This is a genomic window from Streptomyces sp. NPDC060002 (assembly GCF_042737245.1).
Lineage (GTDB): Bacteria > Actinomycetota > Actinomycetes > Streptomycetales > Streptomycetaceae > Streptomyces.
In genome coordinates this window covers 1-16,528 of record NZ_JBHWUW010000055.1, presented here as the reverse complement: position 1 = coordinate 16,528, position 16,528 = coordinate 1, and the positions used below count along the sequence as shown (strand labels likewise).

At 68.1% G+C, this 16,528-nt stretch carries 11 protein-coding genes and 4 pseudogenes; 8 read left to right on the top strand and 7 right to left on the bottom strand.

Annotated features, from left to right (window positions below):
- Positions 1–112: 112 nt before the first annotated feature.
- Positions 113–3,667, bottom strand: a complete 3,555-nt coding sequence (locus tag ACFWBD_RS33805) for a LamG domain-containing protein (protein WP_385675367.1) — start codon at positions 3,665–3,667, stop codon at positions 113–115.
- 610 nt (positions 3,668–4,277) lie between these two features.
- On the opposite strand from ACFWBD_RS33805, the gene ACFWBD_RS33800 reads away from it, so the two are divergent.
- On the top strand, positions 4,278–5,276 hold the full coding sequence (locus ACFWBD_RS33800) for a YdcF family protein (protein WP_385675363.1): 999 nt from the start codon (positions 4,278–4,280) through the stop codon (positions 5,274–5,276).
- Between the two features lie 41 nt (positions 5,277–5,317).
- On the opposite strand, the gene ACFWBD_RS33795 is transcribed toward ACFWBD_RS33800, so the two are convergent.
- Positions 5,318–6,117 (bottom strand): IS5 family transposase gene (locus tag ACFWBD_RS33795; RefSeq protein WP_385675431.1). Its coding sequence is split into 2 segments (ribosomal slippage): positions 5,318–5,779 and positions 5,782–6,117, totalling 798 coding nucleotides; the frame shifts between segments, so codons are not numbered across the junction.
- 292 nt (positions 6,118–6,409) lie between these two features.
- Between ACFWBD_RS33795 and ACFWBD_RS33790 the strand changes: the two genes are divergently transcribed.
- The 4 genes and pseudogenes from ACFWBD_RS33790 to ACFWBD_RS33775 all read left to right on the top strand — a co-directional run.
- Entirely contained in the window at positions 6,410–6,925 is a 516-nt protein-coding gene (locus ACFWBD_RS33790; RefSeq protein ID WP_385675360.1) for a hypothetical protein, read from the top strand.
- 650 nt (positions 6,926–7,575) lie between these two features.
- Complete coding sequence (locus ACFWBD_RS33785) at positions 7,576–8,028, top strand: hypothetical protein (protein WP_385675357.1); 453 nt, start codon at positions 7,576–7,578, stop codon at positions 8,026–8,028.
- 12 nt (positions 8,029–8,040) lie between these two features.
- Positions 8,041–8,631, top strand: coding sequence for an SMI1/KNR4 family protein (locus ACFWBD_RS33780; protein WP_384125654.1), 591 nt, complete (start codon positions 8,041–8,043; stop codon positions 8,629–8,631).
- Positions 8,632–8,707: 76 nt separating this feature from the next.
- Positions 8,708–8,980 (top strand): annotated as a pseudogene (locus ACFWBD_RS33775) (DUF6233 domain-containing protein); the annotation flags it as partial.
- Positions 8,981–9,200: 220 nt separating this feature from the next.
- Here the strand turns inward: ACFWBD_RS33775 and ACFWBD_RS33770 are convergent.
- The 5 genes and pseudogenes from ACFWBD_RS33770 to ACFWBD_RS33750 form a co-directional block, all read right to left on the bottom strand.
- Complete coding sequence (locus ACFWBD_RS33770) at positions 9,201–10,529, bottom strand: HEAT repeat domain-containing protein (protein WP_385675354.1); 1,329 nt, start codon at positions 10,527–10,529, stop codon at positions 9,201–9,203.
- Between the two features lie 567 nt (positions 10,530–11,096).
- A pseudogene (locus tag ACFWBD_RS33765) lies at positions 11,097–11,355 on the bottom strand (hypothetical protein); the annotation flags it as partial.
- A gap of 1,093 nt (positions 11,356–12,448) precedes the next feature.
- A pseudogene (locus tag ACFWBD_RS33760) lies at positions 12,449–12,783 on the bottom strand (hypothetical protein); the annotation flags it as partial.
- Positions 12,784–12,997: 214 nt separating this feature from the next.
- Entirely contained in the window at positions 12,998–13,681 is a 684-nt protein-coding gene (locus ACFWBD_RS33755) for an ATP cone domain-containing protein (RefSeq protein ID WP_385675428.1), read from the bottom strand.
- A gap of 30 nt (positions 13,682–13,711) precedes the next feature.
- A pseudogene (locus ACFWBD_RS33750) lies at positions 13,712–13,858 on the bottom strand (hypothetical protein); the annotation flags it as partial.
- Between the two features lie 278 nt (positions 13,859–14,136).
- Here ACFWBD_RS33750 and ACFWBD_RS33745 point away from each other — a divergent pair.
- From ACFWBD_RS33745 to ACFWBD_RS33735, 3 genes are all read left to right on the top strand, one after another.
- Entirely contained in the window at positions 14,137–14,295 is a 159-nt protein-coding gene (locus tag ACFWBD_RS33745) for a hypothetical protein (protein WP_359771476.1), read from the top strand.
- 457 nt (positions 14,296–14,752) lie between these two features.
- Entirely contained in the window at positions 14,753–15,583 is an 831-nt protein-coding gene (locus tag ACFWBD_RS33740; protein ID WP_385675351.1) for an RNA polymerase sigma factor, read from the top strand.
- Between the two features lie 510 nt (positions 15,584–16,093).
- The gene (locus tag ACFWBD_RS33735) at positions 16,094–16,483 is read left to right on the top strand and encodes a hypothetical protein (protein WP_385675348.1); all 390 of its coding nucleotides are present in this window, start codon (positions 16,094–16,096) and stop codon (positions 16,481–16,483) included.
- Positions 16,484–16,528: the final 45 nt, after the last annotated feature.

Genomic DNA, 16,528 nt, shown 5'->3' with positions numbered 1-16,528 from the left:
GACCCGTCCCCCCCCGGTGGGTCGGGGGCGGGGCCGGTTGCGTTTTTCTTAACCCCAAACGGGGGGCGGTGGGGGCGGGGCGGAGGTCCCGCCCGGCCCACACGGCGGCTGTCTACTGCTCTGTGTTCCAGCGGTCGGCGATCACATGGGTGGGCGTAGCGCCGGACCAGACGCGGACGCTGTCGACCGTTCCGGGCATGTACCGGGCGGCAGCGCCGTCGATCTTCGCGCGGCCCACTTCGAACGCCCCGATCCCCTGCCACGGAGCCGGGAAGGACACATCGTCCTCGCTGCCAACGCGTGCGCTGTCGACATAGAGGATGAGCGAACCGAGCCTCGGACCGGTAGCGGTGTCGACCAGCGCCTGCGCGTCATACACGACCGTCAGCATGACGGGCTCGCCGTTGAGTGCAGCAGCGCTGACGGCGTCGGACTCGCTCTTCGTCCACGCCGCACCGGTGCCGTCCGTGTCGGGGCGGCCGAAGGTCCACCGCCCCTGACTGCTGCCTGTCGGCTGCTCGTACCAGACGCCCCAGGACGACTGGGTCGCCCCTGATTGACCGAACACCTGCACGGCGTACGACTTGGTGGTGTCGGTGAACTTGGCGGGGTCCAGCGTCACCCAGGCGGTCGCCGTGAACGAGCCGGTGTCGTCCACGATCGGGCCGGTCGCCGAGGCGTAGGCGATGGAGCCGTTGAGCTGCATCGTCTGCCTGGTCGTGCCGGTCTCGCCGGTGTCGGGATCTGCGCCGGTGGTGATCTGCGCCAGCGTCGCCCCGTTGAGGACCAGAGGACGGGCGTAGCCGCTGGTGTTGTCCGCGATCGTGGTGCCGGTCGCGGACGCTGTGTCGGTGGCATCCCACTTGGCGACGAGCACCGGAACCGGATCTCCGGCGGTGCCTTCGCTGAGGTCCTCGTCTTCGAAGCGGGCGTCCTGGACGACTTCGGCGTCGGCGAGCACGCGGGACCAGACGTGCACCTCGTCGATAAGTCCGTTGACGTACTCGACGTAGCCGGTGCTGTTGTGGAATCTGCCGATCTGAAGGGGGCCAATGGCCGCCCACGGCGTGGTGAAGGCTATGGGCGCCCCCTGGGGGCGGCTGTTCACATACAGCTGCACGGTCTGGCCCACGGCGTCGTAAACACCGGTCAGGTGGGTCCACACCCCCGCCACCGGGGCGGTGAGGGAGCTGGAGCGACTGGCGGTCGGCGCAGCAATGTCACTGTTGTAGCGGGAGAAGACGAACCGCTTGCTGGTGGCCGAGTAGTGCAGCGCGAATCCCGACAGTGTGGTGGCCTGCTGGGAGACGATGGTCTGGCTGCGGGAGACGTCCGAGAGCCGGACCCAGGCGGACAGGCTGAACGACTTGGTCGTGTCCAGCACCGGCCCGGTCGACTGGGCGTAGCCCGCGGTGCCGTCCAGCTTCAGGGAAGCCACTCCTCCGCGTCCGGGCCCGTTGTACGAAGCCCCTGTCCCGGTGGACAGTGCGTGGGGCGCGGTGGTTGTCGTGGAGTCGTTGCCGTTGCCGTCGAAGTGCCAGACGCCTGAGGGCTTCGCTCCAGGGTTGACGAGGAAGCTGTAGTAGCCGGTGAGGGAGCTGTGGCCGGCGGCGTCGTAGCCCCAGACCTGGATGGTGTTCTCACCGACCTGGTTGGGGGTGATGTTCGCTTTGCCGGCCGTACCCTTGGCCACGGTGATCGGGGCGGACACGGCACCGCTGTTCAGGCGCCATTTGTAGCTGACTACGTCGGACTGGATGCCGGCGGTGGTGGGGTTGGTGTCGGCGGGTGTGAAGAGGAACTCGCCCGTCACGCCCACACCATCGGCAGCCTGGTTCATGTCGGCCTGGTAGCGGCCGTCGGAGCTGGACACCACCGGAGGCGGCGGGGAATCGGTGTCGATGCGGAAGTAGCACCAGGATGACCAGGGCGAGGGCAGGACACCGGTGACGCCCCGGTCGGTCATGTAGTAGGCCTGTGTCATGACCCGCAGCCGGTAGTCCGTCTGCGGGGCCAGTGCGGGAGCCGTGGCATCGCGTACCGCGTTGTCCGCCACCCAGGCGCTGGGGGGAGAGTTCGCTGCCCAGACACGGCTGGTGCCGTCCGCCTTCCAGACCTCGAACGCCGCACGCAGCTGTGCCTGCGATCCGTCCGCCGACTGCACCGTGCCGTACACCTTCGGCGTGGTGTCCCCGGTGACCTGCGGCACGGCGGACGTCCCGCACGCCTTGCCGCTGGTGCCGTCCTGGACCTTCGCGTCGGTCGGTGCGGACGGGTAGGAGACGTAGGTGACCGACAGCTTGGCGTCGTTGCGGAACCGCGCCCAGGCGGCCGCGTCGGACTCGTCGTGCGCGGTCAGCGAGAAGGTGATCTCCGCCTGCTTGTTCGCGGCGTAGGACGCGAGTGTCGTTGTCAGGTTCTCGTTGGTCTCGCCGCCGGAAACGTTGTCACTGAAGCGCACCCAGTTCGCCGGCTGCGACGGGCTGCACAAGGTGCCCCGCCCGTAGGCCACGTTCTTGTCGCCCATCAGGTCCACCCCGGCGGGCCTGGTCGACCAGGTGGTGGAGGAGGAGATGCCCTTGTCCACGCGGCTCAGGTCGTACCAGTGCGGATCGCAGGTGAACGTCCAGAGCTGGTACACCTCCATCGTCGCGTCCAGGACCTTCTTTCCGTGGATCGACGAGAGCGGGTACTCGAAGTACATGCGCTGGGTGTAGGGGGTGCTGGCGCAGAGGTAGCCGGCGTAGTTGGAGCAGTGCCCCACGCCCTTGTCGCCGTCGAATTCCCAGTACTTGGTGCCGTTGGAGGCCAGGGCCGTCCAGTCGCCCAGCGCGATGCCCTTGGTGGGCGGGTCGATGTAGAGCGGGAAGACGGTGTCGTCGCCGTGGAGCAGTGCCGGATCGGGCGTGATCTCCAAGGCGGTGCCAGTCACCTTGAGAGGAAGCTCGGCCGCCGCGTCACCGCTTCCGGGAGCTTCTGAAGGGGCTGGCTCGCCTCCGGCGGCGGGGAGGGGGACCGTCTCCGCCGCCTGCGGTTCGCCGTCGGCCTCCGCCGGGGCGGTGCGGGCGAGTTGTGTCGTGACGCCGGCGGTAGCGGTGGAGGCCGGGGTGTTGTCACCGGCCGAGTCCCACATCCGTCCTGCCGGGCTCTCGAAGACCGGGGAGCCGTTGCCGTCGCGCGCGACGAAGCCGCCGTCGGCGTTCGGGGCGATGTCCAGACCGGTGCCGGAGACGGCCATCCGGATCGTGGTGAGCGCCGGGTTCTTCGCCGCCTCCGCGGTCTTGACCACGAGCAGCGAGGTGTAGCCGGAGCTCAACGCGGTCAGTTGCAGGTCCACGTCGGGAAGTACTCCGGCGTAGGTGGCGGTGGCGCCGTCGAGCGAGGGCTCGGGAAGCGCCGTGGGCCAGCCGAGCTTCAGCTCGTGCCCCTTGTCCTCCAGCGTGACGAGTGCGGCCCCGCTGCCGGCGCCCGAGAAGGTGAGGCCGGCCGTCGTGTTCTTTGCCCGCACCGAACCGTCGGTCTTGCGCACGAGCGTGGTGTCGATGGGCGCCCAGGTGCCGTCGGCCTTTTGGGCCCGGACCGGAGCCGCGTTGCTCTCCTGGGTGAACGTACCGTCCGGGTTGGCGAAGACCTGTGACGAGTCAGTGGTCGCGGCATCTACGGCCACCCGCTCACCGGTCTTCGCCGCGAGTGCACTTGCTTGCGACTCCGCAGTTCTGTCGGATGCCACGGAGACAGCCCCGGCATCGGCAAATGCTGGTGTCGTCCCCGCCCCAGCCACTGTTGCCACGCCTGTTAAAAGCGCGACGGCTATCGCGCGGCCGCGCACCGCTTGGTGCCAACCGCGCCGCCGTCTTTGCGTAAACACGCCCCACCCACCCCTTTAAATGTTCCTTACAACAAGCTGTGAAGATCATGTGTCGGTCGAACATGCAGGTCAACAGCAGAATCACGTTGACTTCCTTCCAACACACCTATAAAGCCCACTGGTTGAACCGATCACAGTGGCCATGAACCCCTCCAAACAGCGTCATACCGAGATCCACGTGGGCGCAGGAAGCATGTGTGCTGCATGCTGCCCGGCGCTGCAGTTCGCGCGGCTCGGCGAAGTCGACATGCCGGTCCCGCCGAACGCACCGCCGCCCGCCCGCGTTCGGCGCATCACAGCAGGTCTGGGAGGATGGCCGGCAGCTGTCCGTACCGGGTCCGGGAACCTGCGGGCGGCGGGCGGGTACGGGAAGCGGCCCGGCGGGCGGGAGAGCGGAGCGGTGCGGAACATGCCGGAGTACCCGGAATACCTCGCTGCGGTCGTGTTCGCTGCGGGTGGCGTCGTCAACGCCCTGCTGGCGCCGCACCGGTTCTCCACCGCTGTCCTGTTCTGCCTCGCGGTGACCTCTGCCGGACTAGGCGTGTCTGGTCGCAGAGCGGCAGCCCACCCGACCATCGCCACCGTCCTCGCGGTCGCCGCCCTGCTCCTGGCGCTCGCGGTGGGCCTGCTGCTGCTGGCCGACGGCGTCCTTCTGGTCCGGCGCTACGGACCGCAGGCAGCCCTGCTGGCGACCGGGGCCGCTGGCTGCGCGGTGCTGGCGGTGCTCGGCCTCGACGCGGTCTTCCACGAGGTCGGCGGCGAGGCGTTCGGTGCCCTGGTGGTCGCGGTGAACGCGGCCGCGGGATACCTCACTCTGCTCTTCCTGGTATTCGCCGGTTACGTATTCGTCCGGGGCCGCAGCACCCCCCTGCCGGAAACCACCCATGTCGTCGTCCTGGGAGCCGGGCTCAACGGCGACCGGCCCGGCCCGCTGCTGACCCGCAGGCTGGAGCACGCCCTCGCGCTCGACGCCGCCCGTGCACCGGACACGCCTCGTGTGGTGTTCGTCGTCTCGGGCGGCCAGGGCGACGACGAGGTCCGCTCCGAGGCGGAGGCGATGGCCGACTATCTGCGCGGACGCGGAGTGCCCGCCGACCGGATCGTGCGGGAAGACCGCTCCGTAAACACCGGGCAGAACCTCCGCTTCAGCGTGGCCCTCGTGGACGGCACCACTCCCGGCCACCGTGCCACGGTGGTCACCAGCGGCTTCCACGTCTATCGCACGACCCTGCTGGCCCGCCGCGTCGGCGCGCCGGTGCACGTCGTGGGCGCGCCGACCTCCCCCGCCTACTGGCTGGCCGCGACACTGCGCGAATTCGCCGCCATCCTGTGGCTGGACCGCCTCCCCCTGGTCGGACTCAGCCTGCTGCTGTCAGTGCCGGTGGCGACGGCGGTCTTCGAGCACTGAAGCGCCGGCCGCTGACCTCGTAAGAGGTCTAAGAAGTCATCTCATTTGGTGAGTCGGCGGTAGCAGATGAGGGTGCAGGCGATGGCGGCGAAGGCGAGGAAGTGTTCGGCTTTGCGTTCGTAGCGGCGGTGGAGTCGGCGGCAGCCAGCGAGCCAGGCGACGGACCGTTCTACGACCCAGCGGTGGCGGCCCAGGTGGGTGGAGGACTCGATGCCGCGCCGGGCCAGGCGATGGGTGATGCCCCGGCTGCGGAGCCATTGCCGCAGGTGGCGGTAGTCGTAGCCCTTGTCACCGTGCAGCTTGCCGGGCCTGCGGCGGCGCGGACCGCGTCGCGAACGGATCGGCGGGATACCCCGCACGAACGGCTCCAGGCCCTGACTGTCGTGCATGTTCGCACCTGAGATGCCGACCGAGAGGGGCAGCCCGGTCCGTTCCGTGATCAAGTGGATCTTCGACCCGTACTTGCCGCGATCTACCGGATTCGGACCTGTCAGATCCCCTTTTTCAGGGCCCGCATGTTCACCGAGTCGATCACACAGCGGGACCAGTCCAGCTCCCCGCGGGAACCGAGTTCGTCCAGGACCAGGCGATGGAGCTTCGCCCACACCCGGGCCTTGGACCACTCGGCGAAACGCCGGTGGGCTGTCGCTCCCGAAGGTCCGAACGAGACGGAGGGCAGCTGCTGCCACGTGCAGCCCGACGTGGCCACGAACACGATCGCGGCCAGCACCTCCCGATCCCCGTGCCGACGCCGGCCGCCTCCCTGAGGTCGACTCGGCGCCTCCGGTACCACCCGCTGGAACAACTCCCACAACTCATACGGCACCAGCCGCTCAACGATCCCCACACCGGAAGCCTACCGAACACTCCAAATGAGATGACTTCTTAGCAGCGGAATCCTCTCCGCTAGGGGCCTCATCGCGGCGTGCCCAGCTCTGCTGGGTGGACGACATCCGGTGGCCGGGCTGCATCCTTTGGCCGAAGGTGATTGTGTGGCGCATCGACCAACCTCCCCTACCGTCAGAACCCGTCGGCTGTACGCACGCCGGAGCCGTCCGCCGACCAGCGCATCGCCGGGGGCGGCACGAAGGGCACGTGGCCTCGGCGAGGTCCTCGTGCCCTGGGCAACCGCCTTGTCGGCCCTCGCGGCCGCGATCGGCCTGTTCTTCAGCGCCACGGTGGCGTCGTCGAGCGTGGACGCGACGCGCAGACAGTTGGACCAGGACGAGCGGCAGCAGGCCGGACGGGTCGGCTACTGGACCGAGCCGGCCGGCGAGCTCTCCGAGACGATCATTCTCGTGAACCGCTCGCTGGACCCGGTGACCAACGTCGAGCTGTGGTGGTACGCACCGGACGCGAGCATCGACCCGGCCAAGCACGAGGATGTCTTCATGGCCTTCTCGACCGTCCCGCCCTGCACCCGAATGATCTTCGATCACCGCGCCGTCGACGAATACCTTCTGAGCAGTTTCGGAATCGAGCAGGGCGGGGCCCCGCTCCGGGCGATCCAGTTCATCGACAGCGACGGGCGGCAGTGGTTGCGCGACCCGACCGGGCTCCGTGCAGCGGAGAACGAAAGGGTGGACGGCCGGGACCTCGGTGATGATGTGCCTGCTCGTCAGGAGCCCGCCGAGCACTGTGACAAATGAGCACTAGCCCGGCGGCTGCGGGGGGCGTCGGGACCATCCCCGCGGGCGCGGCGACCATGCCGTAGCGGTCGACCCGCGGCTTGAAGGCCAGCCCCGTTTCGCACGAGTCCTCCGGGAGAGGCAGGAGGAGCGGTGCCTCGTGGTGAAGTCCTGACGGGAGCTGCCCCTACGAGGAAGATGCCAGCGAGGTGCTGCGCGCCACCCCGATCGGGCACGACTACGAGGACCAGACCCCCACTCCGGGCTGGTGCGCACCCGCAGCACCTCCCCCAGCCGGCGGGCGTCCGTACCGTGGTAGCGCAGGGCGCCTCTGAGTTCCATCAGGGCCGCGGTCGGCGGCAGGGCCTGCACGATCGGGGACAGTTCCGCCATCTCCTCCAGGACCTGCCGGTAGGTGTCCTCCGGCAGCCGGTCGGGGCAGCGGACATGCATCACCGTGCTCTGATCTACTGACCTCTGTGTCGTCACAACGGTCACCTCCCACCCCTCACGTTATCGAACAGAAAATCGAACACACGACAGCGCGGGCACGATCTTGAGCATAGAATCGGAAAGGTGTTCGATGACCTGCCGCCCGATCTGGAGCGCCTGCACACGTTAAAAGTCACGTGGAATCTGCCTGGGTGATCATGTAGCGCTTCGCTCGCAACGTGCGCACCATCGAGGTCCTCGTCGATCGAGAGGCAGTCGAATCGGGTGCTGCAGCGGCCGGCGAGCCCTGGCAGCACTACGACCTGGGGCACGGTTTCTGCACCTACTCGTTCTTTGAGCAGTGTCCGCACCGCATGGCCTGTGCACGCTGCGATTTCTATACGCCCAAGGACTCCAGCAAGGGCCAGCTCCTCGAGGCGAAGGACAACCTCCAACGCATGCTCGCCACGATCCCTCTGACGGACGAAGAACAGGCGGCGGTCGACGACGGCCAGGCCGCGCTGGACCAGTTGTTGGAGCGTCTGGCGGACATCCCCAACCCGTCCGGTGCGACTCCACGTCAGCTCCTGCTGATCATCGAAGTCCGGCAGGGGGGACACGCCGCAAGCCTGAGCTTGACGTCGGAACTGCTGTCCCCTGCTTGCCGCGGTCAGGGTGTCGGTGGCGGGTGATACCTGTAGGACATGGAAGACGCGATCTCGGATGCGCTAGCTCTCCTGCACGACGCCTTTCCCGCACAAATCCGCCGTCGCCCTCTTGGCTGGAAGGCGCTCCGCTCCTGGGAGGACCGTCAGGGTGTGGTGTTGCCTGAGCCATATCGCACTTTCGTGGCCGAGATCGCGAACGGGACCGACGAGGGACCCCCTAACGAAGGCGGTCTGTTGCCTCTGGGAGAGAAGCCGGCCAGCTGGGCCGGGTGGGAAGCGGACTGCTGGATGAGTCCTGAGCCGTTCGATGGCACCGCCGTGCGCGGGCTCGCCCAGCCCTTCCCGCTCCACGAAGAATGGCAGTGGGAGTACGACTACTACGACCACGCATTGCACTCCGACGCGTTGCATCAGATCTACCAGTGCGGCTCGGTGCTGCTGGGCAGCGACCAGCCCGGTGAGTACTGGACGCTGGTAGTGAGTGGTCCGCAGCGTGGCCAGGTCTGGTGGCTCCGTGACGGATGCGCAGCTCCTTATGCCGATTCCCCGTCCGTGCAACTCAGGGGCGGCTTTCATGACTGGGTCAGGGACTGGCATGTCGGACAGGGCTGGTGGCGTCCCGAGTAGCGGCCACGGAGCGACTGCGCCGAACCGTGGGTGCTCTGTCGCTGCCGAGGACGCTTGACAAAGCTGATTCCACAGAATGCGGGTGCGGCACACCCTGTGGCTGCCCCGCATCGATGCGAAGATCGCCGCCGTGCAGCAGCGGCAGGCAGAAACCGAGCAGGGTCGGCGCCGCCGCCCCGAGCCGCCGGACTGGACAGTCGAGCTGGGCATCGGCGCCGGCCGCCCGCCGATCCAGGTCCACGCCGGTGACTGTCATATGGCAGGCAAGCGGCGCCGTCCCGTCGACCGTGACGAAGCACGCCGTCTCCTCGCCGATGGCATGCGGTCCTGCACCCACTGCCGCCCCGACACCCAACTCGACATCCCCGACTTACCCCGCGGCACCACCCCGGCCCTCCCACACCGTCCCCTGCCGCTAGGACACCAGCGCCATGAGCACTCCCCAGCCCCCTCCCCCATCGCAGACCCTGACCCGTCCGCATTCGTCTGCCTGGGCAGCCAGGTCGGCCCCTGCGCCGCATGCCAGCGCAAGACCCACAAGTACGGCCACGGCGGCAGCCGCGATGGGATCAGTGGTTGCGGAATGGTTCCCAGGGGTCGGGTAGGGGAGCGCTGGGGTCCTCGCCTTCGGTGGACAGGCCGACGTAGGCGCGGAGGGCGGGGCGGGTGCCGGGGAGGCCGTACTGGGTGAACTGCTCGTGGAGGTCTGAGCCGAACGGCGCGGGTTGGAAGTCCTCGGCGGTCAGCAGCTGGGCCAGGACCTTCAGCAGCTTCTGGCGTCCTGGGGAGAGCTCGGTGAACACCGTTGTGGTGTCCGTGGGTTCGAACAGGGCTTGCAGCAGGTTCTCGGCGCGGACTGCCAGCGGGCGGGGCACGACTCCGGTCTTCTCGAGGTGGGGCAGGGTGCGGACGATTTCCAGGAGAAGCCCGTCCGGGTCCTCGGTGGCGCCCATCAGGTGCAGCAGGCTTCGGACGGTGTAGCTGTGCAGGTCGCCAGCATGGTGGGCGGTGGCGGACTCGGGGGCCGGCCCGGCGCCGAAGGCCGCCAGCTCGGCGGCGATGCGCTCCGCCGGCGGCAGGCCGGGCGCGGCAGCCGGGTGCGCGACCAGCAAGCGGGTCAGGGCGGTGGCGGCGGCCCAGCGGGGCAAGGGGTGCTCGTGGTCGAGGTGGTGCCGGACCCGGCCGTCGGGGTCGTGGTCGGCGAGCAGCCCGACCGCGACGAGGACCGTGGCGACGCAGACTGGGTCCCGCTCGCCGTCGAGGCAGGCCAGCAACGGGAGCAGGGTGGCGTCGGCCTCCTCGGGGAACCAGCCGAGGAGGTACGCGGTCTTGGTGCGGATCTCCGGGTCCCGGTCGCCGAGCAGTTCGAGCAGGACGGGAAGCTGGGCGCGGACCGCGTCGTAGGAGCGCAGTGCGCCCTCGCGGGCATCGACGGGGTGCCCGGCGGCACAGTACGCCCGTCCCTCGCGCAAGTTCTTCAGCCGCTCCTCGTCGGTCTCGGCGGCGATCTGCTCGTCGTACCAGCGCAGATTTTCTTCGGGGCTGATGGCTGCGGCGCGCCACGCGGCGGTGTCGATGCCGAGCGGGAGGTTGTACTCGTCGTGCCAATCAATAGCCAGACGGGTCAGCAGCAGCAGCGCGTCGGCCCGGGCGCCGGCCGGGCCTGCGACAGCGATTCGGGCGAGGAACGGCACGGCGTACGGAGAGGCCGAGTACCGGGTGCCCTGGTGGAAGATGTTGCTGAACAGGCTGCGGAAGGCGTTCTCCCGGGCCTCCTGGTCCGGCCCGCACACCGTCCGGAGCTGGCCGGGCACGTCCTCGGCGCTGCCGTAGGCGTGCCCCAGGGCTGCCCAGTCGATGTCGTCCAGCCCTGCCAAGAGATCGTCGGATCGTTTCATGATCCGTATGCTCGCAGGGACCGCTGACACCGATCCCGCAGACGAGCTGTCTCCTTGAGCCCAGCGGAGCCGAACCAGGCGCATCGTCACGGTCCGTGCTCCCGAGCAGGCTACGCCGGAGGTACGTGGGCGGGAGGCCAAGTGCTTTCCTCAGCCAGGCGGTAGCCGAGCAGCGCGGAGGCCGGCGGCCGCGGCGCGCTACCCCTCCTCCCCCACCCCGCCAGCACCCGCCCCCGCACCGCCGTCACCGTCATCGGACACCGACCGCACCAGCCTCACCACCACACTCCCAACCCCTCCCACCCGCTGTCCCCTCCCCCTGGATACCTGCCACCCCTCACGAATCCCGACCACACCCACCCCAAACCAACCGACCGAGCGAACCCCACAACCCCAGGCCACACCCCCCGCACACCCCACCAACCCGCCCCGCGAACCCAACACCCTTCAGGTAGAGCGGGTCTGGCGCGACATGCAGACCACCTACGCCCCCGCCGGCACCGGCGAAGTCCAGCGCATCCGCCTCGCCCAGGCCCTCCTCCACGAACACGGCCACCAGAAATCGGAAATCTTGCGGTAGGTGCCGATCATGGTGACCTTGTCGGGGCCGTACTTCTCGGTCACGTACCGGATCACCTCGACGCGCCTGCACTCGTCGAAGTCGATGTCGACATCGGGCGTGGAGACGCGCTCGGGGTTGAGGAACCGCTCGAAGAGCAGGCCGTGCGGGATCGGGTCGAGGTCGGTGATGCCCATCGGGGTAGGCGACGATCGAGCCGGCCGCGGAGCCACGCCCGGGGCCGACAGCGATGCCCTGGTTCTCCGCGGACCGGTTGGCGCGTAGAGGCAGATAGCTGAGGGCTCGCCCGACAGGCTGCGCGCCGCCCGATACCTTGCAGCCCTCGAGCGATGTCATACGATGCAGGGGACACCTCGGGACTGCCGGGGACTGACCAGGACTCGCTGAGGACGGTCAAGATCTAGCAAGCCTCAAGGGGCCTGACGCTGGTTGCACCCAGCCGCCAGACCCCTCAAGGGTGCCGCAGTCGCGAGCCCGGCCGTGTAAGAGGCGGTCGGGCTCTCTGCGTGAGTGCCCACCAACGGCCGTACCCTTCTTCTGGTCAGAGCCAGAACTGCAGCACTTCCCAAATGACCTTGCCGATCACCGGCGCCCAGTCAACCAGAGCCTGCCGCTTCGTACGGCGGCTCTCGCACCGAGCACAGCGACCAACCGGATCTGACTCCGTGGCCATTCGCATCACTCCCTTCAGCCCCTTGTAGGGTTCCTGAGCAGGGCTCAGGAGTCCGCCTCATGCCGAGGCAAACGTCTCGGTGAGGCTTCCGGGAGAAGCAGCCCCAAGCATAGGCGTCCCCTGAGCATCCGAAGACGCCGGGGACCACAACTTCTGGGCCGCTGGTGCGATCCAACCACTACATATGGGGGCCTGGCCCATACATCCAGGCTGTATCGCGTGTCGCGCCTGGAGACTTCATCACTCTCGGCCCTGCCGTTGCAACGGAACCCGAAAGACACCCGCACATGCACCCCTTTCACTGTGCCGCCCACGGGATCCCGTGGGCGCCGCAGACAGGAGAAGTGGGGCACTCGCGGAGCTGGGGCAATTCCGGTCCACAGGGCGCCGGATGGCAGACTGAGGCCACACCTCACAAGGTCATCCGTCTCGATGGCGAAGAGTACAACAATGAGCCCTTTTGCCCGCCGGGCGGCATGTTGGCTGCACAACACGACTCATGATCAAGTCAGGCTATCCACGCTTTTCACTCGAACGCGTGTTTGGCGCAACCTTTCGAAGGCAACTACCTACCGTTGTCCATCTCCAGCTCGCCGACCATGAGCTCGTTCTGGTGCTGGATGACGTGATGTCGGCGCCGCCTAGGTTCGTGGGGAGCGCGCATCAGTGCAGGACACGCATGATCTCCTCCTTGCAGTCCTCGATGTCCGGGTGGTTAACGTCGAGGACGACCATCTTGACCGGGCACCGTGTGGTGCCGGCCGCCGGTCGAGGATCGACTCCATGGAGTCGTCGACGCCCAGGATGAAGGCGGAATCCTGCTTTGCGCTGCGGGGGGCGACGTAGAACCGCTGAGGGGTGCCGCCGGCGCCGCGGAAGTAGTTGCTGGTGACGATGTTGACTGCCTTCACCGACAAGAAGTCGGGGAACTCGACGCCACGCTGCTGGAAATTGACCGAGCGGTCGCGCCAGTTGGTCATGACAACGTCACAACGCTCCCATAGGGCTTTTGCGGCGCGGAGGACAGACCTGCCGCCACCGTCGTACGAAGGTCGACGACACAGGGACGCCTGGCCGCCACTGAGTTGGAAGCACCCCGACACGGTGGCCCGCCGTGTACCAGAAAGCCGGTCGAAAGGCCTCGGTCACTGTCGCCCGGACCGTGAGAGCTTCGCGTGGGTCACGGCGACGGCCGTAAAACCGTTGCCGCCATCCTCACCAGCGCCTTCCGGCTGACGCCCGGACTGCCGCACACCTGGTCACAGCTTCAGGAACAGCATGACGAGCCCAGCCACGGCCACCGCAATGGTCAGGGCCGGAGCCATTGCCGGATACGTCTGGACGATCAGCGCAGCAAGTACTGCCGCGATCAGAACGATCGCGGTCGTGGAGCGCTCGGTATTCATGAAAACTCCTGAGTCTCGGAAAAGGGTCCTCCCGTCCCCGACGAAATGGGCGGGACATCCTGAGGTCCGCGATGGCTGCCTCGAAGTCCTCGAGCGAGTCGAACGCCCGGTAGACGGAGGCGAATCGCAGATAGGCGACGAGGTCGAGTTCCTGCAACGGGCCGAGTATGGCCAGCCCCACGTCATGGGTGGTCAACTCGGCGCTTCCGGTGGCCCGCACCGCCTCCTCGACCCGCTGGCCGAGCTGAGCCAGAGCGTCCTCGGTGACAGGCCGCCCCTGGCATGCCTTGCGCACGCCATTGATGACCTTGATACGGCTGAAGGGCTCGGTGACTCCGGACCGCTTCACCACCATGAGCGAGCACGTCTCCACGGTCGTGAAACGACGGGAGCAGTCAGGGCACTGGCGGCGCCTGCGGATCGACGTGCCGTCATCCGTCGTACGGCACCCGCGCACCTCGCAGGCACGTGGTCGGTACGGGGCGCGGCGCAGGAAGCCCTTCCGCTCCAGTGCCATCAGCTGGTGGGCGACCGAGGACGTGCTGGACAGGCCGACCGCCTGACCGGTCTCCCGCTCCGACGGCGGGGATCCGCGCCCCTGCGGATCGAGTGCCGTCGTACGGCTGTCGACGACAGGGCTGTCGGGATGCCTACAGAAGGGGCAGTGCATGAACTCCCACCCTCCTCACAGCAGACTCAATGGCCTCGCCGGGCCAAGAAGGGGGCCAAGGCCGTAAAGCGTGCTCAATTTGAGGTTTGGTTCGAGCAACGTCGCTGGTCACAGCGCTTGTTGAGGCGCGAGGGGCGTGATGTCAGGGGGCGCCCCTTATGCTTGCCCTTGGTCTTCTACAGAGGTCCACTCACGCTTCGCGACGAGGCGACGAGAGGTCCCTCGTCGTGGAGGTCTGGTCAACCGGCCGGGCACCTATGGACATCGTGGAGGACCAGATGATTGGGGAGACCCCCGCTTCACCGGACGACGAAACAGAGAAGGAGGAGGCTGTCGAGCGGCGTCGGAAACGGCGTCAGATGCTCTGGCAGTTCCTGCTCGACTGGTCGCCGGTGCTGGCGGAACTCACCAAGGTCGTGATGCAGCACCTCTCCTGACGGAGAGCAGCGTGAGCGGGTCGCACACGTCCGGGCAGCAAGAAGCCCGGCCGGTTGATGGGCGGCCGGGCTCCTGCTGTATCGCGAGGAGGGCCTCTGACCTGGGTCGCACCCCAGGGAAGGGGCCCTCCGGCGTGTAGACGGCGTGTCTACACCCGCATCCCGATCGTACCCGCCTCTAGAGCCTGGCCTATAGAGGTGTAGCTATACGGGGTCCCCGTGAGCGTCCAGTACGCCGACCGGCGTCCGCCGACATTGCTGTCCAGATTGGGGTCCGCACCAATTGGTGCGGACCCCAATCTGCTCGCGGCCCCAAAAGTTTTCGATCCGGTGTGACGTTTCGCGATTCGGCCTGCATAAGAGCGACCGAGCGCGTACAACCAGTCGGGTTCTCTCCTGAGGTCGCGCGGAAGACATCGTCAAAATTGAGAGAACACCACACACCGAGGTGATCTTCATGTCCGATACCCATTCCATGATCGCGGAGGCTCTGGACGGCCTGCTCACCGACCCGCGCCCGCTGCGGATCCAGCAGGATGCCGCTCTCGTAGCGGACCTGACCCTGGGCGGTTTCAAGGGCACGGAGTACGAGGTGTTCGAGGACCGCCTGCTGCGCGACAGCATGCCGATCCTGCGCGGCATGCTCCGCTCCGGCGCCCTCATCACCTTCTCGGTGCAGCACTTCGAGAAGCGCAAGATCCCCTTCACCGTGAGTAGCGCGAACCGGCAGCTCCTGCACGGCAGCGACGCCGAGAGGGACGACATCCTCGTCGATGTCCTTATGCACGCGAGGAAGAGCTTCCGTCAGAAGGCCCTGGTCGAGGGCGGGTGGAACCCCAGCTTCAAGGGACCGAAGGGATCCTGCTGCCTGCTGACCTACTTCATCGGCCGGTGCCTGTGGGACTTCCGCCGTGTCTACCTCCGCTGGGCCCGGCAGCGCGAGATCATCGCGCGGGAAGAGGCCGCGCTGGCGGACCCGGAAGCGTTCCTCCAGGTGCTGCGCGCCACGCCGCACCATTGGGAGCCGGAGGAGATCCTGTTCGGCGGCCACTTCATGGACCTGCTGTACACGCAGCCCGCCGAGACCCAGGCCGTGGTGCGTCTGACCTACGAGGGATACGGCGACGGCGAGATCGCCGAACGGCTCCATTCGACGCCCGGCGCCGTGCGCACCCGCCGGTACCGCTTCAGGTCCGTTCTCTACCAGGCCGCCCGCGAGGGCAAGATCTGGATCCCCCGCCAGCTCCACGTCAACGGCCACCGAGCGCAGCGGCGAGCCGCGGCATGAACACGGCCTGCTCCTCCTGACCCTCGCGCTCGCCGTGAGAAGCGCGAGATCCGTCGGCGGAAGTCATCGGCTTCGGCATCGCCGGTCGGCCGGCCCACCAGTACCCGGCGTCGCCGCCAGCAGAACCTTCGTCTGCGCCATGCCGGCCATCGACGTCGCGGGTGCCCCCTCGGAACGCTCATCGCGGCCATCAGCACCGCGTGCGTCACAAGCATGCTCCAGCGCCCCATAACAGGGGTGTAAGAGCAGCGTGCCGTAACAGTTCTTCCCCCATCAGCACCTGGCGCCGGATCATCCGGCGGCATCACCGGAGCAACACCACAGCAGGTCACTCGGCGAGGCCCGGGCCAGACGGCCCGGGCCTCGCCGCGTCGTCAACGGTCGCTGTCCAGCGCGGCCGTCCCGGCCCTACGGGGTGAAGGACACCACCGCTCCGGCACCAACACGAAACAAGCACCCCTACCCGCCCTGACGGCCGCCCGGCCCCGACTCCTCGAAAAGAGAACCTCCATGACTGCCCACCAGCCCACCGCCAACACCAGCTCGCCCGCCCCCGCCGACGACACCGCACGCAAGTCCGCGGCCCCCTCCTTCCCGGCGCCGCGGAACCCGGCCGCGAACCGGGCCGTACGTCCCGCGACGACGGCCCCCTCCCCCGCCCTGCGGCCCGCGCCGGCCACCGCCAGCCGGTGGAAGCGCACGGCCCGCCGGGCGCGCATGGCCGGCGCCCGCACCCGCGCCACCGCCTGGAAACTGGTGAAGATGTCCGGCGTGGAGTTCATCAAGGGCTTCGCCCGCAAGACCGGCACCCTCACCGCGCTCATCGTGTGCGTCGTCGTCATCGCCTACGCGCTGGGCGTCGACCCCGCCGAGGCCGTACGCCACGTACTCGGCGTGTAACCACCCCGCTGCCCGGAGCCGATCGGCTCCGGGCAGCGGGGGCCT